General features: G+C 62.8%; 15 protein-coding genes, 1 tRNA gene, 1 pseudogene and 1 riboswitch. Of the genes and pseudogenes, 9 read left to right on the forward strand and 8 right to left on the reverse strand.

The window, feature by feature from the left end:
- Positions 1-131: 131 nt before the first annotated feature.
- Positions 132-3,941, forward strand: a complete 3,810-nt coding sequence (gene metH, locus CO731_RS10615; protein WP_108607070.1) for a methionine synthase — start codon at positions 132-134, stop codon at positions 3,939-3,941.
- Positions 3,942-3,983: 42 nt separating this feature from the next.
- Positions 3,984-4,236: riboswitch (cobalamin riboswitch) on the forward strand.
- A 103-nt stretch (positions 4,237-4,339) separates the two neighbouring features.
- On the forward strand, positions 4,340-5,149 hold the full coding sequence (locus CO731_RS10620) for a (2Fe-2S) ferredoxin domain-containing protein (protein WP_245439720.1): 810 nt from the start codon (positions 4,340-4,342) through the stop codon (positions 5,147-5,149).
- Positions 5,150-5,160: 11 nt separating this feature from the next.
- Here the strand turns inward: CO731_RS10620 and CO731_RS10625 are convergent, their stop codons facing one another.
- Positions 5,161-6,132, reverse strand: coding sequence for an AraC family transcriptional regulator (locus tag CO731_RS10625; protein WP_245439721.1), 972 nt, complete (start codon positions 6,130-6,132; stop codon positions 5,161-5,163).
- Between the two features lie 246 nt (positions 6,133-6,378).
- Here CO731_RS10625 and CO731_RS10630 point away from each other — a divergent pair, with 246 nt between their 5' ends.
- Positions 6,379-6,831: a cupin domain-containing protein gene (locus tag CO731_RS10630; RefSeq protein WP_108609752.1), complete on the forward strand. Its 453-nt coding sequence runs from the start codon at positions 6,379-6,381 to the stop codon at positions 6,829-6,831.
- A gap of 12 nt (positions 6,832-6,843) precedes the next feature.
- A pseudogene (locus tag CO731_RS10635) lies at positions 6,844-8,409 on the forward strand (NAD(P)/FAD-dependent oxidoreductase); the annotation flags it as partial.
- Between the two features lie 83 nt (positions 8,410-8,492).
- On the opposite strand, the gene CO731_RS10640 reads toward CO731_RS10635, so the two are convergent.
- From CO731_RS10640 to CO731_RS10660, 4 genes are all read right to left on the reverse strand, one after another.
- On the reverse strand, positions 8,493-9,254 hold the full coding sequence (locus tag CO731_RS10640; RefSeq protein WP_159091617.1) for a hypothetical protein: 762 nt from the start codon (positions 9,252-9,254) through the stop codon (positions 8,493-8,495).
- Between the two features lie 80 nt (positions 9,255-9,334).
- Positions 9,335-9,928, reverse strand: a complete 594-nt coding sequence (locus CO731_RS10645) for a hypothetical protein (RefSeq protein WP_108607073.1) — start codon at positions 9,926-9,928, stop codon at positions 9,335-9,337.
- A 305-nt stretch (positions 9,929-10,233) separates the two neighbouring features.
- Positions 10,234-10,308: transfer RNA gene (locus tag CO731_RS10655), tRNA-Val, on the reverse strand.
- 106 nt (positions 10,309-10,414) lie between these two features.
- Positions 10,415-10,777, reverse strand: coding sequence for a response regulator (locus CO731_RS10660; RefSeq protein ID WP_018429348.1), 363 nt, complete (start codon positions 10,775-10,777; stop codon positions 10,415-10,417).
- Positions 10,778-11,004: 227 nt separating this feature from the next.
- On the opposite strand from CO731_RS10660, the gene CO731_RS10665 reads away from it, so the two are divergent.
- The gene (locus CO731_RS10665; RefSeq protein WP_108607074.1) at positions 11,005-11,895 is read left to right on the forward strand and encodes an N-formylglutamate amidohydrolase; all 891 of its coding nucleotides are present in this window, start codon (positions 11,005-11,007) and stop codon (positions 11,893-11,895) included.
- Positions 11,896-12,119: 224 nt separating this feature from the next.
- Positions 12,120-12,893 carry a histidinol-phosphatase gene (gene hisN / locus CO731_RS10670; RefSeq protein WP_108607075.1) on the forward strand — a complete coding sequence of 258 codons (774 nt, stop codon included), beginning with the start codon at positions 12,120-12,122 and terminating at the stop codon, positions 12,891-12,893.
- Between the two features lie 6 nt (positions 12,894-12,899).
- Here hisN and CO731_RS10675 read toward each other — a convergent pair whose 3' ends face one another.
- Positions 12,900-13,862: an alpha/beta hydrolase gene (locus CO731_RS10675; RefSeq protein WP_108609753.1), complete on the reverse strand. Its 963-nt coding sequence runs from the start codon at positions 13,860-13,862 to the stop codon at positions 12,900-12,902.
- Between the two features lie 455 nt (positions 13,863-14,317).
- On the opposite strand from CO731_RS10675, the gene CO731_RS10680 reads away from it, so the two are divergent.
- Positions 14,318-14,788: an Hsp20 family protein gene (locus CO731_RS10680; RefSeq protein ID WP_108607076.1), complete on the forward strand. Its 471-nt coding sequence runs from the start codon at positions 14,318-14,320 to the stop codon at positions 14,786-14,788.
- Between the two features lie 97 nt (positions 14,789-14,885).
- Here the strand turns inward: CO731_RS10680 and CO731_RS10685 are convergent, their stop codons facing one another.
- Positions 14,886-15,299, reverse strand: a complete 414-nt coding sequence (locus CO731_RS10685) for an Rrf2 family transcriptional regulator (RefSeq protein ID WP_108607077.1) — start codon at positions 15,297-15,299, stop codon at positions 14,886-14,888.
- 222 nt (positions 15,300-15,521) lie between these two features.
- On the opposite strand from CO731_RS10685, the gene CO731_RS10690 reads away from it, so the two are divergent.
- Positions 15,522-16,493, forward strand: a complete 972-nt coding sequence (locus CO731_RS10690) for an alpha/beta hydrolase (protein WP_199914623.1) — start codon at positions 15,522-15,524, stop codon at positions 16,491-16,493.
- Between the two features lie 66 nt (positions 16,494-16,559).
- On the opposite strand, the gene CO731_RS10695 is transcribed toward CO731_RS10690, so the two are convergent.
- Positions 16,560-17,612, reverse strand: a complete 1,053-nt coding sequence (locus CO731_RS10695; RefSeq protein WP_108607079.1) for a low specificity L-threonine aldolase — start codon at positions 17,610-17,612, stop codon at positions 16,560-16,562.
- 508 nt (positions 17,613-18,120) lie between these two features.
- Here CO731_RS10695 and gltB point away from each other — a divergent pair.
- Positions 18,121-22,851: a glutamate synthase large subunit gene (gltB, locus tag CO731_RS10700; protein WP_108607080.1), complete on the forward strand. Its 4,731-nt coding sequence runs from the start codon at positions 18,121-18,123 to the stop codon at positions 22,849-22,851.
- The last annotated feature ends 71 nt before the right edge of the window (positions 22,852-22,922 follow it).

The following is a 22,922-nucleotide window of genomic DNA, read 5'->3' on the forward strand; positions in this document are numbered from 1 at the left end:
CCGCTGCGCTACCTGGAAGCGCGGACGCGGCAAGGGCCGGCGGGCAACAATTGCGCCTGTTTGCCTATCGACATATTGACATAAAGATGTCTTTATGTGACCTGACGGCTTTGTCGCCGAAAGGACGTAAAATGTCGCAAAACGCCTCCTCCCTCGACGCCCTGTTTGGGGCCGTGTCCGCCAGGCCGGACGGTTCGGAGGTGATGGCCGCGCTCAAGGCTGCGGCGCGCGAACGAATTCTCGTCCTTGATGGCGCGATGGGCACCCAGATCCAGGGATTGGGCTTCGATGAGGACCATTTCCGCGGCGACAAGTTCACCGGCTGCGCCTGCCACCAGCAGGGCAACAACGACCTTTTGATCCTGACCCAGCCCAAGGCGATCGAGGAAATCCACTACAAATACGCCAAGGCCGGCGCCGACATCATCGAGACCAACACGTTTTCGTCGACCTCGATCGCCCAGGCCGACTACGGCATGGAAGACATGGTCTACGAGCTCAACCGCGACGGCGCGCGGCTGGTGCGTCGTGCCGCGATCCGCGCCCAACAGGAGGATGGCAAGCGCCGCTTCGTCGCCGGCGCGCTCGGGCCGACCAACCGCACCGCCTCGATTTCACCCGACGTCAACAATCCCGGTTATCGCGCCGTCAGCTTCGACGACCTGCGCATCGCCTATGGCGAGCAGCTGCGCGGCCTGATCGACGGCGGTTCCGACATCATCCTGATCGAGACGATCTTCGACACGCTGAACGCCAAGGCGGCGATCTTTGCCTGCGAAGAGATCTTCATCGAAAAGGGCGTGCGCCTGCCGGTGATGATCTCCGGTACGATCACCGACCTGTCCGGCCGCACGCTTTCGGGCCAGACGCCGACCGCCTTCTGGAACTCGATCCGCCACGCCAACCCCTTCACCGTCGGCCTCAACTGTGCGCTTGGCGCCAATGCCATGCGGCCGCATCTCTCCGAATTGTCCGACGTCGCCGAGACTTTCATCTGCGCCTATCCCAATGCCGGCCTGCCCAATGCCTTCGGCCAGTATGACGAGAGCCCGGAATTCATGGCCGCCCAGGTCGAGGAATTCGCGCGCGAGGGCCTGATCAACGTCGCCGGCGGCTGCTGCGGTTCGACGCCGGAGCATATCCGGGCCATCGCCGAAGCCGTAGCCAAGCATCCGCCGCGCCAGATACCGGAACTGAAGCCGCAGATGCGGCTGTCGGGCCTCGAGCCGTTCACGCTCACCGACGAGATCCCGTTCGTCAATGTCGGCGAGCGCACCAACGTCACCGGCTCGGCCAAGTTCCGCAAGCTGATCACGGCGGGAGACTATGCGGCCGCCCTCGAGGTAGCGCGCGACCAGGTCGCCAATGGCGCCCAGATCATCGACATCAACATGGACGAGGGCCTGATCGATTCGAAGAAGGCGATGGTCGAGTATCTCAACCTGATCGCCGCCGAGCCCGACATCGCGCGCGTGCCGGTGATGATCGACAGCTCCAAATGGGAGATCATCGAGGCCGGCCTGAAATGCGTGCAGGGCAAGGCGATCGTCAACTCGATCTCGATGAAGGAGGGCGAGGAAGCCTTCCTGCATCATGCCCGGCTCTGCCACGCTTATGGTGCTGCCGTTGTCGTCATGGCCTTCGACGAGCGGGGCCAGGCCGACACCAAGGCGCGCAAGGTCGAGATCTGCACCCGCGCCTACAAGCTGCTCACCGAGCAGGCTGGCTTCGCGCCTGAAGACATCATCTTCGATCCCAACATCTTTGCGGTCGCCACTGGCATCGAGGAGCACGACAATTATGGCGTCGACTTCATCGAGGCGACGCGAGAGATCACCCGCACCCTGCCGCACGTCCACATCTCGGGCGGCGTGTCCAACCTGTCCTTCTCGTTCCGCGGCAACGAGCCGGTGCGCGAGGCGATGCATGCCGTGTTCCTCTACCACGCCATCCAGGCGGGCATGGACATGGGCATCGTCAATGCCGGGCAGCTGGCGGTCTATGAATCGATCGATCCGGAGCTGCGCGAAGCCTGCGAGGACGTCGTTCTCAACCGCCTGCCCAAGGCCGGCGGCACCGCGACCGAACGCCTTCTCGAGCTGGCCGAGCGCTACAAGGGCACGGCCGGCAAGGAAGCCAAGGAGCGCGATCTCGCCTGGCGCGACTGGCCGGTCGAGCAGCGCATCAGCCACGCGCTGGTCAACGGCATCACTGAGTTCATCGACGCCGACACCGACGAGGCGCGGCTGAAGGCGGAACGTCCGCTGCATGTCATCGAAGGGCCGCTGATGGCCGGCATGAACGTCGTCGGCGACCTGTTCGGCGCCGGCAAGATGTTCCTGCCGCAGGTGGTGAAATCCGCCCGCGTCATGAAGCAGGCGGTTGCCGGCCTCCTGCCGCACATGGAGGCGGAGAAGGCTGCCAACGCCGCCAAGGGCATCGACAATGGCGAGCGCCAGACCGCCGGCAAGATATTGATGGCGACGGTCAAGGGCGACGTCCACGACATCGGCAAGAACATCGTCGGCGTGGTGCTCGCATGCAACAACTACGAGATCATCGATCTCGGCGTCATGGTGCCGGCAACCAAGATCCTGCAGACCGCGCGGGAGCAGAATGTCGACATCATCGGCCTGTCCGGCCTGATCACGCCGTCGCTCGACGAGATGGCCCATGTCGCGGCCGAAATGGAGCGCGAGGGTTTTGACATCCCGCTGCTGATCGGCGGTGCCACCACCAGCCGCGTCCATACGGCGGTGAAGATCCACCCGCGCTATGAGCGCGGCCAGGCCGTCTATGTCACCGACGCCAGCCGCGCGGTCGGCGTGGTGTCCAACCTGTTGTCGGCCGAGGCGAAGCAGGGCTACGTCGAAACCGTGCAGGCGGAATACAAGAAGGTCGCCGATGCGCACGCCCGCTCGGAGGCCGACAAGCAGCGGCTGCCGCTGGCAAAGGCCCGCGCCAATGCGCACAAGGCCGACTGGACCGGCTACACGCCGCCGAAGCCGAGCTTCTTCGGCACGAAGGTGTTCGAAAACTGGGATCTCGCCGAGCTCGCCCGCTACATCGACTGGACGCCGTTTTTTCAGACCTGGGAGCTCAAGGGCCGCTACCCCAAGATCCTTGAGGACGAGAACCAGGGTGCGGCTGCGCGCCAGCTGTTCGAAGACGCCCAGGCGATGCTGAAGAAGATCATCGACGAGAAGTGGTTCGCGCCGAAGGCGGTGATCGGCTTCTGGCCGGCCAATACCATAGGCGACGACATCAGGCTGTTCGCCGACGACAGCCGCACAAAGGAACTGGCGAGCTTCTTCACCCTGCGCCAGCAACTGACCAAGCGCGACGGCAGGCCGAATGTCGCGCTGTCGGACTTCGTAGCCCCTCTCGACAGCGGCAAGGCCGACTATGTCGGCGGCTTCGTGGTGACCGCCGGCATCGAGGAAGTGGCGATCGCCGAGCGCTTCGAGCGCGCCAATGACGACTATTCCTCGATCATGGTCAAGGCGCTGGCCGACCGCTTCGCCGAGGCTTTCGCCGAGCGCATGCACGAGTGCGTCCGCAAGGAGTTCTGGGGGTATGCGACGGACGAAAGCCTGTCGGGCGACGAGCTGATCGGCGAGGCCTATCACGGCATCCGCCCGGCGCCCGGCTATCCGGCGCAGCCCGACCACACCGAAAAGACAACCTTGTTCCGTCTACTCGACGCCGAGAACAATGCCGGCGTGACTTTGACGGAGAGCATGGCGATGTGGCCGGGCTCGTCGGTCTCGGGCCTCTATCTCTCGCATCCGGAAAGCTATTATTTCGGTGTCGCCAAGGTCGAGCGCGACCAGGTCGAAGACTATGCCAAGCGCAAGGGCATGTCGGTTGCAGAGACGGAGCGCTGGCTGGCACCGATCCTCAACTATGTGCCTGCCGCCTTCGCCGAGGCGGCGGAATAGTCGGAGCAGCTTTAGGCGCTTGACTTGTCGATGCGCGCCTATAGCTTGCCGCGTGGTTATGGTTCTCCCGCCTCTCAGCGGGAGCTAAGAGGGAATTCGGTAGAAGCCGAAGCTGCCCCGCAACTGTGAGCGGTCAGGGCATGGTCCCGAAAAGTGGTTTCCGCTTTTCGGAAACGATCATGCCCAATGGTGAATAGCCACATTGCCCACCACGTCACTGGCATGAAGCCGGGAAGACGGGCGATGAAGCAACGACCCGCGAGCCAGGAGACCTGCCTGACCAAGTGAGGTTCCGTGGGCGGGGTGTACCACAGGAGCGCGGGTTGAAACGGTAGCCATCCGGCACCGGCTTTGGCCTGCGTTGCCGCAATCCCGCTACGGCTGGTCAGGGATTGCAGGTGTCGAACTCAAGCGAAAACAACTCCGCGCCGCAAAGGCATGTGCTGCTGGTCGCCAAGTCGGCCTTTGCCGCTGCGCCCTACAGGCAGATGCAGCGCCTTGCCGAGCTTGCGGCCACGCTGCCAGGTGTCGCCGGCGCCAGCTTCGGCTTCACCGAGCAGGGCACGCCGTCGCTGCGAGAGGCGCTCGGAGCCCTGCGTGAGGCCGGCGCCACCGACATTCTCATCCTGCCGCTGATGCTGCCGATCGAGCCGAGCTTCACCGCCTGGCTCAACAAGTCGCTGCGTCGATGGCAGGCCGAGGATGGCGCGCCATGGGCCAATATCCGTATCGCCCAGGGCCTCGCCGAAAGCCCGCTCTTGGCAGCCCTCATGGCCGGGCTTGTCGAAACCGCAGAAGTGGCTGCTCCCGTTCCGCCTGCCGAAAAGCTGGTGCCGGAGGGGTCGCTGATCCCGGCACAGAAACGTCGCGTGCTGGTCTGCCAGGGCGGCCCGTGCAACGCCGCCGGCGCCGATCTCATCTGGGGTCACCTGCGCAACCAGCAGGACCGCCAGAAGCTGCGCGTCAGCGGCGACGGCACCATGAGCTGCAAGTCGACCTGCCTCGGCCCTTGCAACCTCGCCCCCGTCATCCAGATCTTTCCCGAGGGGACCTATTATGGCGGCGTCACCGAGGCCGCCATCGACCGCATCGTTGCCGAGCACCTGCTCGGCGGCCGTGTGGTCGATGAGTTTGCCTACGAGCCAACCGGTCGCAAGCAGACGCTGCGCGCTGCCGCTCCTGTCAAACCCTCGCTGGCCAAATCCTAGCGGGACGTTCGTCAGGCCATTTCGTGCGTGGCGCGGCCCAAGCCGTGGCGCGCCTGCCGCGTCTCGCGCGGAAGCTCGCCGAATTCATGCCGGTATTCGGCGGCGAAGCGGCCGAAGTGGGTGAAGCCCCATTTCAGCGCGACATCGGTGACGGTGGCTTCGCTCGCCACCAGGTCGAAGCGGGCGCGGCGCATGCGTTCGCGCGTCAGCGCGCGCAGCGGCGAGATGCCAAAGGCATTCCTGTAGGCAAGTTGCAGCGTCCGGGGCGCGACACCGGCGGCGCCGGCGATCTCGTGCAGCCCGATGGGCAAGGCGGCATGGGCGCGGATGAACTCCTCGGCGCGCTTGAGATGGCGAGGTGCCGCACCTTGCCTCCGGTCGTCGAAGAACAGGCTCATGTTGCTGGGCTGGTTGCGCAGGAACAGTTCCAGGAGGTGCTGCTCGTACAGAACGTTCTGGATGCCCGATCCCGCTGAAGCCGTCTTCCTCTCCGCGGCCTGGAACAGTGAGTTGGCGAGGCGCCGCCACGCCTGCATCTCGGGCCTCGAAAAATCCACCAGAGGATCGAAGATCAGCGGCGCCGGTATGTCACGGTCGAGCAGGCGCATGGCAAAGGCATGCAGCGGCGCCTTGCGCACCTGGATGAGCAGTTGCGCGCAGCCCTGCCACCACTTCATCCTCGTCGCCAGGTCGGCGTTGAGCACGGAGGCGATGCTGCGGTTTGTGATGAACTCGCGCGTGCCGTTGCGGACGGTCGCCGTGCCCGAAACCGGCATCTGGATCAGATAGAAGTCGCCAAGTTCGCCGGGGTCGATCAGCACGTCGGCGCCATAGCTGATGTAATTCAGCGAGATCATCTCGCCGGGGGCATGATTGTGCGTGACGCGAAAAGGTTTTCGATCACCGATGATGTCCAGTCGGTGATTGCAGAACTTCTGGGCGACCCGCTCCCTGGCGCAGTCGAGATCGTTCGACTGAAACAAGACATGATCGGAAAGCGGTACCCTTCGAACGGACGCCTCTTCCATCAGCATCCGGCCAGACTAGCACCGATCATCCGGCTGCCAACGAAAATGAACGGCAATGCATCCACCCTGCTGCATTTTTGCGTTTTCTGGATAGTCGCCGCGCATTCCGGCTAGTTCATTGACGATGTCTGCAGCACTCTTCGGGGTGGAACAAATGAAAGGGCCGCCATGGGCAGGTCCTTCGAACAGAGGGAGCTTATGATGAGCAAGGAACTCGCCAAGGGCATTACGCGCAAGGGCGACGGCTATGCCGGCAAGACCTGGAATATCCTTGGACAGGTCTATTTTCCGAAGGCGGTTTGCGATGCCACCTTCGCCTTCGAGACCAACAGCGAGCCGGGCCAGTTCGTGCCCGTGCACGTCCATCCGACTCAGGAAGAGTTCATCCTCGTGCAGGAAGGCGAACTCGATCTCAAGCTCGACGGCGAGTGGGTCAAGGCCAAGGCAGGCGACCTGGTGCGCATGCCCAGAGGCATCCCGCACGGCTACTTCAACAAGTCGGACAAGCCGACCAAGGCACTGTTCTGGGTGTCGCCGGCGGGCATGCTGGAAGAGCTGTTCAACAAGCTCGACAATCTCGCCGACCCGGCCGAGGTGGTGAAGGTCTCGGCCCAGCACGAGGTCAACTTCCTGCCGCCGGAAGCCAACGACTAAGCCACCGGATCACACGCCGCCGACCGTCCTGGCGCACGCGACATCCGTCGCGTGCGAGGGCGAGCCTGCGTCCTGGCTGACAAGGAAAAGCAAATGGTCGACAAGAAGAAGGTCTGCGTCATCGGCGCGGGCGTGAGCGGGCTCGCGGCTGCTCATGCCTTCATGCAACGCGGTCACGAGGTGCACATCGTCGAGCGCGGCAATGATCTGGGCGGAGTCTGGGAGCCGTCGCGCTCCTATCCCGAGGTGCAGACGCAAAGCCCGAAGGATCTCTATCGCTACACCTCGATGCCGATGCCGGACGACTATCCGGAATGGCCCAAGGGCACGCAGGTCCACGCCTATCTCAGGACCTATGCCGAGCGGAACGGGCTGGTGCCGCTCATCCGCTACGGCACCAAGGTCGTTTCCATGCAGCGGCGGCAAGGGGCCAAAGGCTGGAGCGTCGAGCTTGCTAGCGACGGCAACGCGGTCAGCGAGGATTTTGACTTCGTTGCGGTCTGCACCGGAAACTTCAGCGAAAAGCGCGAGCTTGTGCATCCGGGCCAGGATGATTTTACCGCAGTCGGCGGCCAGGTGCTTCATTCCTCGGAATACACCGATTCCGCAACCGTGAAGGGCAAGCGCGTCGTCGTGCTCGGCTTCTCGAAATCGGCCACCGACATCGCCGTCAATGCGGTCAATTCAGGCGCTGCCGACGTCAGCATCGTCTATCTCGAGCCGGTCTGGCGCATACCGTACTTCATTGGCGGGCTGATCAATTTCAAGCGCATCCTCTATGTCCGCGCCCAGGAGGTGATGTTCCCGAACTGGGACCAGCCGCTGCTGGCGCGGCTCGCGCACACTGTCGCCAAGCCGTTCGTCTGGGCCAACTGGCGGGCGCTGGAAAGCCTGCTCTCGATCCAGCTCAAGTTGAAGAAGACAGGGCTCAGGCCGACGAAGCCGATCGAAACCACGATCAACTGTTCGGTCCCGATCGTCACGCCGGGTTTCTTCGACATGGTGGCGGACGGACGCATCAAGGCGATCCAGGGCACCATCTCCGGCTACGAGCAGGGTACGGTGATTCTGTCGGGGGGCGAGCGGGTGGCGGCCGACATGGCTATCCTCGCGGTCGGCTGGAAATCCGGCGTGCCTTTCCTGCCGCAGGAATACCAGCGCAAGCTGGTCGAGCCGGACGGGCAGTACAGGCTCTACCGGGTCATCGCCAATCCCGACCTGCCCGACATGGGCTTCGTCGGTTTCAATTCGTCATTCTGCACGGTGCTGAGCGCTGAGCTGGCCGGTAACTGGCTGGTGCGCTACGCCGACGGCATGCTGGGCCGCCAGCCTTCGAGACAGGAAATGAACGACAACATCGACATGATGCTGCACTGGAAGCGCAACGAGCGCCCGGCGGCGGGCGTCTATGGCGGCCTGTGCGTGGCGCCGTATCATTTCAAGCATTTCGACGAGTTGCTGGCCGACATCGGCGCCAAGAAACGGCGGCGCCATGCGCTGGCCGAGAATTTCGCGCCGCCGAATGCCGATGCCTATGCGGGCTACCTGGCAAGCGCGCCGGACTATCGCGCGGCGTAGGTTTGCAAGGCTGTGCCGCAGTGAGGAATGCGTCTGCTGCGGCGTCGGATGCGACCTTGTATTGTGTGACTCTAGGCGTAGCCCTATTTAAGCGCCTTGGTGACTTCCGCTACCCATCTATTCTCATCCTTTCCCATTGGATGCTTGGCTACAACAAACCGTCCGGTCGCCATACCCTCAACGAGAATGTCACCAGAGACGACAGGATCGCTGTCTTTACTTGTCTGATGGAACATCGCCGGATCGAGAAAGGCATGCGCCCAATCCATCCCTGTCGCAAACACCAGCCTGCGGGGACGATAGGTGGTGACCTCCAATGCTAGCAACCTGCGGCAACCGTTCAACTGAACTGCGGCCAGTTTGCCGCCGGGATTGCCTCCAGCAGTCGGCGCTATCTTATAGAGGTTGGACCAGATCAACCTGGAAGGCCAATCAACCGCTTCGGCTGCTACTTCGCAGGTTTCCGCCAAGACGCGCCGCGCGGTCCTCCAAAAGGCAGATGTCTTGGTATTGTAGCGGTGCTTGTCACTTCCCCAATGATCGGTCACCCATCTCATGGGACAAGCATGGTCCTCGGATCCCGGCTTGGTGACGGATTCGAAGGTTTGCTGCACGAACCCATCCACAGCACCGATGGCATCAAGTTCACTTGGTGTTCGGCCCAATGGCCCCCAGCCATTTACTGCTCGCCCAACCCACATCAGATCGCCGTCGTAGCTGCCGCCCTTCATCGCCAGAAAGCCGCTCAGTCGACTATCGGACAGCTTCGTTGCGGTGGCTCCAATTGCGGAGCAAATCTCAGAGAGTATGCGCAGTTCAGGGCTGCGATCCGCTATAGCATGCACGATTGGCAGTCTCCGATGATAGCTGGGTAGGAACTGTATCTCAGTGGCGGCGAAAACGCGGGCGTTCTGGTGCAATAAGCTTAGCCATCCACCAGTTCGTAGTAGGCTAGGTCATGCGTCCAACCGCTGGCCATGGCGTGCAGAACGCTTCCTACGATTGCTATGGGTAGGGAATCTGCCCGGTAGCTGGCAACAGTCTTACCATCTCCGTCGGCGATGCAAACGCCATAGTCATAGCCCCATTCTCCATCTACCTGACTGATCTTTAAGTGAAGGTAGGGGCCGAACATCGCTTCTTTAAAAGACATGGCAAAATCAATGGTACGGCAATAGTCAGGAATCGGCTCCAACAGCGGTTGAGGCACGAACTGTCCCGCTTCATCTATGTAACCTCTTAACAACGGTTCAGAAAATTCTACGGAGTAGACCTCCAACGATTCTGAAGCCCAGATCTCAAAAATTGTCGGCCTCTTTAGCCATTGATGTATTGCCGCAAGAACGGCAGTTTCCTCATGGGCGATAAGATTGATGGCTGCACTTCGTACCCTGACGGTATTGCGGTGATCCATGAGGCGGAAGAGATCGGCGTTGAAGTCTCGGCTGTCGTAGTCGGCTCCCAAAATAGGGATCTGCGAAATCAAGATGTCCACCGCTGATCGCGCTATTTTCTTCATGGGTGTGCTCCGATTTGAACTGTTCACCCAAGAAGCTTGCGAGGGCCGTTAACTCAGCCTTCAGGCATCCAATTTCTGTTCAGCGCGGAAATAGGCCGCGTGCCCCATCGGATTTGTTCAGGAACGTTCGAGAGATGGCAGGAAATCCGTGGCGGCGAATCTGCGCTCGCCACTCGGTCCCACGTTTCCGAATTGCAGCCATGGCAACCGTTCCGCTGTGACGTGAGTGTGACAGCAGCCCAATTCAGTCAATTCTCAGCGAAGCGTGCAGTTCGATATTGTTATTTGATATCAGGAAGTTCGGATGGTGGGCGTGACAGGGATTGAACCTGTGACCCCTGCAATGTCAATGCAGTGCTCTCCCGCTGAGCTACACGCCCATCCGATGGGGGCGGATACACCATTTTTGATCCGGCGCGTCAATAGCGTGTTTGGCGGAAAAATGCGCCGGATCATCAATTCCCTAGACGACGCTAGGGAAACGCCTCAGGCGGCGTGCAGCATCTTCTCGACCTCGTTGACGAGATCGCGCAGATGGAAGGGTTTCGACAGCACTTTGGCGTCGCGCGGTGCCTTCGAATCAGGGTTGAGCGCCACCGCGGCAAAGCCGGTGATGAACATCACCTTGAGATCGGGATCGATCTCGGTGGCGCGGCGCGCCAGCTCGATGCCGTCCATCTCCGGCATGACGATGTCGGTCAGCAGCAGCGAAAAGGGTTCCTCGCGCAGCCGCTCGTAAGCGCTCGCGCCATTGTCGAAGTCGCTCACCTGGTAGCCGGCGCGTTCCAGCGCCTTGACCAGGAAGCGGCGCATATCGTCGTCGTCTTCTGCCAGAAGAATGCGTGCCATCAGTTTCCCGTCCGAATTAGCGGTCGAAGCCGCCCCCCATCAGGGGCTTCGTTAACCATCTTGTATATGAGTTCGGGACGGTAAACATCAAGTGAATGCGCTGCCGGATTGGTGACGCAAAGGCACGATCGGGGCGGCTTTTCCACATTTCGAATGCTGGACACCAGCGGCCGCAGGTGGCACCTTCGAACAATGAGTGAGTGCATTTCGCAGGTCCGTCAACAAAGATGACGCCAGCCGAAGATTTCTCGGTGCTGCCGCCGTTCGAAGTCAGGACGAGCGCAGAGCAGCGCGTGCCGTTCGTATTCAACTCGCCGCATAGCGGGCGGTGCTATCCCGAACGCTTCCTCGCCATGACCCGGCTCGATTCGACGTCCATCCGGCGCTCCGAGGATTGCTACGTTGACGAGTTGTTCGGTGCTGCCGTCGCACTCGGCGCACCCATGCTGACGGCACATTTTCCGCGCGCCTATCTCGATGTGAACCGCGAGCCGTGGGAGCTCGACCCCAGGATGTTCGCGGAACCTGTGCCGCCTTTCGCCAACGTCCGCTCGGCCCGTGTCGCCGGCGGGCTCGGTACCGTGCCGAAGCTGGTGGGCGAGGGGCTGGACATCTATCCGGGCCGGTTGCCGCTGTCGGAGGCGGTCGACCGCATCGAATGCGTCTACAAACCCTACCACGAGACGCTGAAGCGGCTGGTCACGCGCACCCATGCGCGGTTCGGCTATGCCGTGCTGGTCGATTGCCATTCGATGCCGGCCTCCGTCCGCATCGGCGACAGCGGCATGCGGCCGGACTTCATCGTCGGCGACCGTTTTGGCACCTCGGCCGCGTCGGAGCTTTCCGAACGGGCCATCGGGCTATTGGCGGCGATGGGTTATACCGTGGCGCACAATAAACCTTATGCCGGCGGTTTCATCACCGAGCACTATGGCCGGCCGGCGCGCAAGCTGCATGCGCTGCAGATCGAGATCAATCGCGGGCTCTACATGGATGAGCGCACGTTCCAGAAATCGGCGGGATTTTATGCGCTGGCCGACGATCTGGCGCGGTTTTCCGCCGATCTGATGGCGGTTCCGGATCATCATTTCCTCGACCTGCCGCTGGCTGCGGAGTAGCAGCGCAGGCCGAGCAGGTTAAAAAAAGACCGCTCCGGAGAGCGGTCGAAGTCTAGGGAGGAAACGCCCAAGGAGGGCATGGACAGGAAACCCTGTCCGAAGTCGAGATTATTGTGCGCTGCACAAAAGTCAAGGCGCCTTGGGATTCTTTAAATCAAGTTGATGTGGTTATTGCCGGCGAGGGCCGCGGCGTGTCATCCACGCAACAGTCAGAGATGGGGTGAATGATGGTCGACGCCGAATTCATGCGACGGATCGCACGTGCTGCCGCAGCCGAAACGCTGCCTCGCTTCCGCCGGCAGGGTGCAGTCGCAAACAAGCTCGCTGGCGGTTTCGATCCCGTTACCGAGGCCGACCAGGAGGCCGAACGCGCCATCCGCGCGCTGATCAACGCCGAATTCCCCGGCCACGGTATCCTCGGCGAGGAGCATGGCAGCGAAAACATCTCCAACAGCCATGTCTGGGTGATCGATCCGATCGACGGCACGCGCGCCTTCATCTCCGGCCTGCCGGTCTGGGGCACGCTGGTGGGCCTGACCGTCGATGGCGACGCGGTGGCCGGGCTGATGTCGCAGCCCTTCACCGGCGAGTTGTTCTACGCCGACGGCAACGGCTCGCACTACGAAGGGCCGGGCGGTCCGCGCAAACTTTCGGTGCGCAAGACGACCAGCCTGTCGGACGCGACGATGTTCACCACCACGCCGGCGCTGTTCAAGGGCGAGATGCGCAAGCGCTACGACGAGCTCGAAAGCAAGGTGCAACTCGCCCGCTACGGCACCGACTGCTACGCCTTTGCCATGGTCGCGGCTGGGCAGGTCGACATTGTCGTCGATCCCGGCCTCAAGCCCTATGACATCGTGGCGCTGATCCCTGTCATCGAGCAGGCTGGCGGCATCGTCACCACCTTCGACGGCGGCCCGGCGGAGAATGGCGGCGACGTCATCGCGGCGGCGACGCCGGAGCTGCACAAGGCGGCGATGGCCGTGCTGGCGGGATAGTTTTGCCTATGCGTCGGCGGTTGCCGGCGTTCCGGGCACGAAGGCGGTGAAGGCTGCGAGCAACTGCTCGCGGTAGATGTCCGCTTCCTGCAGGATTTCGTGGCGCGCGCCGTCGATGGTCAAAAGCGAGGCCACGCGGCATTGGCTGGCAAACTGCTCGACGTCGCGCGACGACACCACATCGTCGGCGCCGGCGTTGACGATCAGCATCGGCACCTTGAGCGCTGCCATGAATTGCGGCTCGCGCACGGCCTCGGACGCCTGCGCTGCGGCGCGCATCCAGGCAATGGTCGGCCCGCCGACGGACAGCTCGGGATAGGTCTCGTAGAGCAGCATGTTGCGGCGATAGCGGCGCTCGTCGCTGGTCAGCTTGTTGATTTCGAAAGGCGTGCCTTCGCGCGGCCGCGGGCCCCATGCGGCGTACAGCCGGCCGAGGCCGAGCCAGCAGAGCAGGGTGCCGATGCGGCTGATCGCCTTCATCGACAGCGGTGCGCCGATGACCGACAGGAACGGCGCCACCAGCACCATGCGCTGGACGCGGTTGACCATCGAGGGTGCGGCGAGAAGGGCGATCAGCGCCCCGCTCGAATGGGCGAGCAGGAAGAAGGGGCCGCGGCAGTCGGGCAGCACGATCTGCTCGAAGAAGGCTTCGAGGTCGCGGACATAGTGGTCGAAGCTTCTGACGTAGCCGCGATGGCCGTCACGCAGCAGCCGCTCGGACGCGCCTTGGCCGCGCCAGTCGAAGGTGGCCACCGCATGGCCGCGCACGGTCAGGTCGCGAATGGTCTCGAAATACTTCTCGATGCACTCGTTGCGGCCGTTGAGCAGGATCACCGTGCCCTTGAAGGGATGGGAGGTCGCCGGAAACAGCGCATAGCGCAGGCGCTTGCCGTCATGGGCGACAAAGTCGCCGGAGGTGGCCCTCTCAGGAACCGGATTGCCGGGGATTTCGTGGAACAGGTCCGTCATCAGGCGCTTCGGCTTGGCACTCGCTGCCGTGGGATCAGGCGATACGAGGGTGATAGAAAGGCGGGCCGAGAAAATCAAAGGAATTTCGCGGGCGAGGCGGAATCGAATGAGGCCGGAGGCAGCTTGCGGGATGCCTCCGGCCTCTGTCGCTCCGGGAGGAAGGGACGTTACAACCCGGCTCGGCCTCGTCGGCGGCATTCTGTGGTGCCGCCTGTTCTTCAACTTGGGTGCACTTTAGCCGGGGCGACCTGAACGGATGCCGAAGGCCCGGTTCATCTTCGGTTCATCGACGGACCTGTGAAAAGCTATTGGGAAAACGTCTTGAAATGGCTTCGGGCGGCACCCAAATGTCTCCTTGCGGCGCCCAATATCGGGGCCGCTGATCACCGCCGGGCGCCAGAATGGGCTTCGGCACAGATCATGCGCAAAACCTTGTTGCTCACTGGAGAACACCCATGCGTCACGTTGATTTTTCCTCGCTCCACCGCTCGACCGTCGGCTTCGACCGGCTGTTCAACATGCTTGACGGCCTTGGCCAGCCCGAAGGCGGGCAGACGACCTATCCGCCCTACAACATCGAGCGCACCGGCGAAGACGCCTATCGCATCAGCATGGCGGTTGCCGGCTTCTCGGAAACCGAGATTTCGATCGAAGCCCATCGCAATGTGCTGACGGTCAAGGGCGAACGCGGCAATGAAGGCACCGGCGAAGGTTCGGAGCTGCTCTATCGCGGCATCGCTTCGCGCGCTTTCGAGCGCCGATTCCAGCTCGCCGACCATGTCGAGGTCGTGGGCGCGGCCCTCAAGAACGGCCTGTTGCACATCGATCTGAAGCGCAACATTCCTGAAGAGCACAAGCCGCGCAAGATCGAGATCTCCGCTGCGCCCGCCAAGGCCAAGCAGATCGAAGCCAACACCGTCAACTAAGACAACTCCTCCCAAGGAGAAAAGGCGGCGCCCTCGGGTGCCGCCTTTTTCATTTGCGGTCAGGCCCTCTCTGGGCGCGCGCGGCAACTCCTGGCTTTCAACGTTTTATCGCCGGGATCAGGTCGGCAAGCGAGATATTACGGTAGCTCGACATCACCCTTGTCTCGGCGTCATCGAGAATTGTGCTGAGCGCAGCATTTACCGAGCGTTCAACCGGACAGTTGGGATGATCCGCCGTGATGCCTAGCGCAAAGAGGGATGGGCTTCCCAGCGCCCGGTGCACGTCCAGGACGGTGATGTCCTCCAGCGGGCGCGCCAGTTTCCAGCCGCCGTTCGGTCCGCGAGCGGCTTCCACATAGCCCTGTTTTCTCAGACCGGCCATCATGCGCCGAACCACGACCGGGTTGGTGCCGAGCATCTGCGCGATGGTTTCGGACGTCGCCCTTCCGTCGTGCAGATCGATGTGGATCAGCATGTGGAGCATGCGGGATAGACGGCTGTCTTGCGTCATTGGCGGGCCCGACCGAGCGTTTCAGGGGAAATCATAACAAGAGGGGTTACAATCTCTTGCCTTCTGATAGAATGTAACTTGATGAGTTACCTTCTGCAAGCCAAGGCCATAAGCAGGCGAACCTTCGCCCGGCGTGTCGTTGCGCTGGCAGCGGCGACCATGTTCCCGCAGCGATCCCTTGCCGGATCACCAGGACCTGAGAAGGAGACTGCAATGCCGCAATTGCCCTATCGATTCCTCGACGTGAATGGCCTTCGCATGCGCATCGCCGATCAGGGCCAGGGCCCGCTGGTGCTGCTTTGTCACGGCTTCCCGGAAACCGCCTATTCCTGGCGCCACCAGATCGCCGCGCTGGCGGCTGCGAACCATCGTGTCGTCGCCCCCGATCTCCGCGGGTTCGGCGGCACCGACGGGCCCGCAGATGTAAGCCAGTATTCGATCATGCATCTGGTCGCGGACATGGTCGGCCTGCTCGATGCGCTTGGCGAAGAGAGAGCGGTGATCGTCGGCAATGACTGGGGAGCGACCCTGGCCTGGCAAGCAGCCCTTCTGCGCCCCGACCGGTTTCATGCGGTTGCCGCCATCGGCGTTCCGATGATGGGACAGCCTCCCGTGCCGCCAACGCGCATCTTCCCGCAAACCGACGATGCCATCTTCTATACGCTCTATTTTCAGCAGCCCGGCGTGGCAGAAGCCGAGTTCGAGCGGGACATCGGCCTGACGCTGCGCAAGATCCTGTATGCGGCTTCGGGCGATGCGGGCCTGAGGCTTGAAGGCGATGGAACGCCAAATCCCTTCGCCATGGTGAGCCGTGAACAGGGGCTGCTGGCGCCGCTGTCAACACCCGATGCCCTACCGTCCTGGCTGAGCGCGGCCGATCTCGACGCCTATGTCGGAGACTTTCAGGCCAGCGGGTTCCGGGGCGGGTTGAACCTCTACCGCAATCTAGACCGCAACTGGGAAATGCAGCATGCCTTTTCGGGGCTCAAGGTTGCGGTTCCGGCGCTCTTTCTTATCGGGGAGCGCGACGTCGGGCTGCAGATTCCTGGTATGCGCGACATCATTGCGGCAATGCCCAGCCTCGTGCCACTGCTACGTCAGCCGATCTACCTGCAGGGCAGCGGTCATTGGCCATCGCAAGAGCGGCCGGACCTTGTGTCCGAGGCGCTGCTGTCGTTTCTCAAGACCCTGTGACACAGGCCATGCTTGCGAAGGCTGTGGAAGCGAACGGCGCACCTCGGCAAGCCGTCCGGTCACACGTCAACTCCGCAACAATTCACCGAAGCGACCGATCTCGTCGGCCGTCGTGGCAAAGCTGGTGACGAAGCGGTAGAGCGTTTCGTCCTCGCCCAACTGTCCGTCGAAGCCGGCCGGCGCGTGCCAGTCGTAGAAGGCAGCTCCCGCAGCCAGCGCCTTGTTGGCGACCTCGGTCTTGATCACCGCAAAGACCTCATTGGCCTGCGGCTGCCAGGCGAGGCGAGCGACCGGCGAACTTGCGATGGTCGCGGCCAACTCGGCCGTCATTTCATTGGCGTGGCGTGCCGTATCCAGCCACAGGCCGCCGTCGAAATAGGCGTCGAACTGGGCGGAGATGAAGCGCGACTTGGAAAACAGCTGGGCCGCACGCTTGCGCAGGAAGGCCATTTCCTTGGCACGGTCGAGATCGAACAGCACAACCGCCTCGGCGCACCAGCAGCCATTCTTGGTGCCACCGAACGAGACGATGTCGACGCCGCGCTTCCAGGTCATCTCGGCCGGCGTGGTGTCGAGTGATACCAGCGCATTGGCGAAGCGGGCACCATCCATATGCAGCGGCAGCGAATACTGCCTGGCGATGGCGGAAATGGCCTTGATCTCGTCGAGGCCGTAGACGGTGCCGACCTCGGTCGACTGGGTCATCGAGATTGCCATCGGCCGGCCGGCATGGACGAATTCCGGCGCGAAACGGTCGACCGCGCGTTCGAGGGTCCTGACGTCCATGCGACCGAGCGCTCCGTCGATGGCATGCAGCCTGGAGCCGCCGGTGAAATATTCGGGCGCGCCGCATTCGTCTTCGATGATGTGAGACTCGCGATGGCCGAAGGAAATGCCGCCGGGGCGGTTGTAGGCGGCCAGCGCAAGCGAGTTTGCGGCAGTGCCGGTGGCGACGAAGAACACCGCCACCTCGCGTTCGAATATCTCGCTGAAGCGCGCGTAGACAGCCTGGTCGAGATTGCCGTCGCCATAGGCCCGGCTGAAGCCTGCCGCGCTGGCGTGCAGCCGTTCGGCGATCCTGGGGTGCGCGCCGGCCCAGTTGTCTGATGCGAAGAACATGTTGTCCGTCCGTGATATGGCTGTCGGAGACTGCGTTGCAGAATTGGGCCCGAGCTAGAGCGGGTTTTGCCGTTTTCGGCAAGTCCGGGACCTGGAAATCGATTGAGGCAGGCGGGATGAGCGCTTTTGACCGGTTGTTCAAAAGTTACGCCAGGCATGAGTTCGACGAAACTTTCTGTCTTTGACGATGCGGAAAATTGGTGAATCGGTCTTGTGCGTATTCAAGAATTCTGTCATACGAAATTTAGGACAGCAGTGCTGTCTTATTTATCTGCCCAAAGCGGACCGGATATGGCGTATGATAATGCCACGTCCGTCTGCCGCCGCGAGCTAGGGTCAGAGGTCGTGCCGGAGTGCATTCGGCCTTGTCTGCCCCGACTGGCGGTTCGGTGCCGGCCAACGGCACTGTGCCGCACGCATATCGAAAGCATATCTGATCGTGAGCGGACCGGCACGTTGCCGTCCAAAATTGAACTGCCCGGATCGGGCCGTAGTGGAGAGAGAGACGATGACGGAGTTGACGCCATCTGTGACGACGGGTTTTGTGCCGGCCGCGCAGACGAAAGCGGCCAACACAAAAACCGATCATCTCCGAACCACCACCGGCTATGCAGCGCATGGCCTCTACGATCCGCGCAACGAGCACGACGGCTGCGGCGTCGGCTTCATCGCCCAGATGAAGGGCATCAAGTCGCATCAGATCGTCAAGGACGGGCTATTCATGCTCGAGAACCTGACGCATCGCGGTGCTGTCGGCGCGGACCCGCTGGTCGGCGACGGCGCCGGCGTGCTGGTGCAGATCCCCGATACGTTCTTTCGCGAGGAATTGGCCAAGCAGGGCATCGAACTGCCGGCGGCAGGCCAGTACGGCGTCGGCCATTGGTTCATGCCGCAGGACGCGGCGATGCGCGACCACATCGACGACATCATCCGCGAATCGGCGCAGTCGGAAGGGCTGCCGCTGATCGGTTTCCGCGACGTGCCGGTCGACAATTCGTCGCTGTCGAAGGCGCCCGAGATCGTCGCCGCCGAACCTCATCACCGCCAGGTGTTCATCGGGCGCACGCCCGACATCGACGATGACGAGGAATACGAGGCCCGCCTTTATCTGCTGCGCAAGGTCATTTCCGGCCGCATCTATGCCGAGAACGCCAACAAGGACATTGGCGCCTACTGCGTGTCGCTGTCGGCGCGCACTGTCGTCTACAAGGGCATGTTCCTGGCCAACCAGGTCGGCGTCTATTACAAGGACCTCAACGATCCGCGTTTCGAGACGGCGCTGATCCTCGTCCACCAGCGCTTTTCGACCAACACTTTCCCGTCGTGGAAGTTGGCTCACCCGTACCGCATGGTCGCCCACAACGGCGAAATCAACACGGTGCGTGGCAACAACAACTGGATGGCGGCGCGCCAGGCTTCGGTCGACAGCGAGCTGTTCGGCAATAACATCTCCAAGCTCTGGCCGATCTCCTATGAGGGGCAGTCGGACACGGCCTGCTTCGACAATGCGCTCGAGTTCCTGTTCCAGGGCGGCTACAAGCTTGCGCACGCCATGATGATGCTGATCCCGGAAGCCTGGGCCGGCAACAAGTCGATGGATGCCGACCGCAAGGCGTTCTACGAATACCACGCCGCGCTGATGGAGCCGTGGGACGGCCCGGCAGCGGTGTGCTTCACCGACGGCCGCCAGATCGGCGCCACGCTCGACCGCAACGGCTTGCGTCCGGCCCGCTACATCGTCACTGACGATGACCGGGTGATCCTGGCCTCGGAGGCCGGCGTGCTGCCGGTCGCCGAAAAGCACATCGTCAAGAAGTGGCGCCTGCAGCCCGGCAAGATGCTGCTGATCGACCTGGTCGAGGGCCGCATCATCTCGGACGAGGAGATCAAGTCCGAGATCGCCACCAAGCACCCTTACAAGAAGTGGCTGGCCAACACCCAGCTGATCCTTGAAGAGCTGAAGCCGGTCGAGCCGCGCGAGCTGCGCAAGGACGTCTCGCTGCTCGATCGCCAGCAGGCCTTCGGCTACACCCAGGAAGACACCAAGCTGCTGATGTCGCCGATGGCGACGACCGGACAGGAAGCTGTCGGCTCCATGGGCACCGACACGCCGATCTCGGCGATGTCGGACAAGGCCAAGCTGCTCTACACCTATTTCAAGCAGAACTTCGCCCAGGTCACCAACCCGCCGATCGATCCGATCCGCGAGGAGCTGGTGATGAGCCTGGTGTCGTTCATCGGCCCGCGCCCGAACATCTTCGACCTGGTCGGATCCTCGCGTCGCAAGCGGCTCGAGGTGCGCCAGCCGATCCTGACCAATGCCGATCTGGAGAAGATCCGCTCCATCGGCCACACCGAGGACCGGTTCGACACCAAGACGATCGACATCACCTATTCGGCGGCCGAAGGGGCTGCCGGCATGGCGGGTGCCATCGAGCGGCTGTGCGAGCGCGCGGAAGCTGCGGTCGCCGGCGGCTATAACATCATCATCCTGTCCGATCGGCAGATCGGGCCTGACCGCATCGACATCCCGACGCTGCTGGCAACCGCTGCCGTCCACCACCACCTGATCCGCAAGGGCCTGCGTACCTCGGTCGGCCTCGTGGTGGAATCGGGCGAGCCGCGCGAAGTGCATCACTTCTGCTGCCTGGCCGGCTACGGCGCCGAGGCCATCAACCCGTATCTGGCCTTCGACACGCTGACCGACATGCACAAGCGGGGCGAATTCCCGCCTGAGGTCGACGGCTCGGAAGTCGTCGGCCGCTATATCAAGTCGATCGGCAAGGGCATCCTCAAGGTCATGTCCAAGATGGGCATCTCGACCTACCAGTCCTATTGCGGCGCTCAGATCTTCGACGCCATCGGCCTGAAGACCGACTTCGTCGAGAAGTACTTCACCGGCACCGCGACCAACATCGAGGGTGTCGGCCTGGAGGAAATCGCGGCCGAGACCGTCAGCCGCCACGAGGCCGCCTTCGGTCCTGACCCGGTGCTGCGCAATGCGCTGGAAGTCGGCGGGGAGTATATGTACCGCATGCGCGGCGAGGCCCACATGTGGTCGCCAGACGCGGTTGCATCGCTCCAGCATGCCGTTCGCTCAGGTTCGTGGTCGACCTTCAAGGAGTTCTCGGCCCAGATCGACAGCGAAACGGCGCGTGCCCAGGCCATCCGCGGCATGTTCCACATCAAGCCCGCGGAAGAGAGCGGGCGCAAGCCGGTTTCCATCGACGACGTCATGCCGGCAGCCGAGATCGTCAAGCGCTTCTCGACCGGGGCGATGTCCTTCGGCTCGATCAGCCGCGAGGCGCATTCGACACTCGCCATCGCCATGAACCGGATCGGCGGCAAGTCGAACACCGGCGAAGGCGGCGAGGAGCCGGATCGTTATCTGCCGCTGCCCGACGGTTCGGTGAACCCGGAGCGTTCGGCGATCAAGCAGGTGGCCTCGGGCCGCTTCGGCGTGACGACCGAATATCTGGTCAACTCCGACATGATGCAGATCAAGGTGGCCCAGGGCGCCAAGCCCGGCGAGGGCGGCCAGCTGCCTGGCCACAAGGTCGACGCGACGATCGCCAAGACCCGCCATTCGACGCAAGGGGTCGGCCTGATCTCGCCGCCGCCGCACCACGACATCTATTCGATCGAAGATCTGGCGCAGCTGATCTACGACCTGAAGAACGTCAACCCGGCGGCCGACGTTTCGGTCAAGCTGGTGTCGGAAGTCGGCGTCGGCACGGTTGCGGCGGGTGTCGCCAAGGCGCGTGCCGATCACATCACGATCTCCGGCTATGACGGCGGCACGGGCGCTTCGCCGCTCACCTCGCTCAAGCATGCCGGCAGCCCGTGGGAAATGGGCCTTGCCGAGACGCACCAGACGCTGGTGCTGAACGGCCTGCGTTCGCGCGTCGCGCTCCAGGTCGACGGCGGCCTGCGTACCGGCCGTGACGTCGTCATCGGCGCGCTTCTGGGCGCCGACGAATTCGGCTTCTCGACCGCACCGCTGATCGCGGCTGGCTGCATCATGATGCGCAAGTGCCATCTCAACACCTGCCCGGTTGGCGTCGCCACCCAGGACCCGGTGCTGCGCAAGCGCTTCAAGGGCACGCCCGAGCACGTCATCAACTACTTCTTCTACGTGGCGGAAGAGGTGCGCGAGCTGCTGGCCAAGATGGGCTTCACCCATCTCGACCAGATCATCGGCGACGCCGACCTGCTTGAGAAGCGCGAGTTGATCAACCACTGGAAGTCGCGCGGGCTGGACTTCTCCAAGGTGTTCTACAAGCCGGACGCGTCTCGCGAGGCGTCGCACTGGACCGAACGCCAGAAGCACCCGATCGACGACGTGCTCGACCGCAGGCTGATCGCAGAAGCCAAGCCGGCGCTCGAAGCGCGTCAGCCGGTGAAGATCGAAGCCACGATCCGCAACGTCGACCGTTCGACCGGTGCGATGCTGTCGGGCGAGGTCGCCAAGCGCTTCAAGCACAAGGGCCTGCGCGAGGACACGATCTCGGTCAAGCTGACAGGTACCGCCGGCCAGTCCTTCGGCGCGTTCCTGGCACGCGGCATCTCTTTCGAACTCGTCGGTGACGGCAACGACTATGTCGGCAAGGGCCTGTCGGGTGGCCGCATCGTCATCCGGCCGTCCGAGGATTCCAAAATACTCGCCGAGGAGTCGATCATCGTTGGCAACACCGTGCTCTACGGTGCGACCGAGGGCGAGTGCTACTTCCGCGGCGTCGCCGGCGAACGCTTCGCCGTGCGCAACTCGGGCGCGGTCACCGTCGTCGAGGGCGTCGGCGACCATGGCTGCGAATACATGACCGGCGGCGTCGTCGTCGTCATCGGCAAGACCGGGCGCAACTTCGCGGCCGGCATGTCCGGTGGCGTGGCCTATGTGCTCGACGAGGACGGCGATTTCGCCGAACGCTGCAACATGGCGATGGTCGAGCTCGAACCGGTCCCCGAAGAGGACGACATGCTCGAAAAGCTCCACCATCATGGCGGCGACATCGCCCATATGGGCCGTGTCGACGTCTCGGGCGACATGACCCGCCATGACGAAGAGCGGCTGGTTCAGCTGATTTCGAACCACATGCACTACACCGGTTCGACCCGTGCCAAGCAGATCCTGGACGACTGGGCGAGCTACCGACCCAAATTCCGCAAGGTCATGCCGGTGGAGTACCGCCGCGCGCTGATCGAGATGGAGCGCATGAGGATGAACGTCGCGGCGGAGTGACCGCGACCGTCCGGCCGGCGCGGCGCCCGCAACGGGTGCTGCGCCATCGCATGCTTCATTTGAAGTGGTGG

It is taken from the genome of Aminobacter sp. MSH1, from assembly GCF_003071665.1.
Taxonomy (GTDB): Bacteria; Pseudomonadota; Alphaproteobacteria; order Rhizobiales; family Rhizobiaceae; genus Aminobacter; species Aminobacter niigataensis.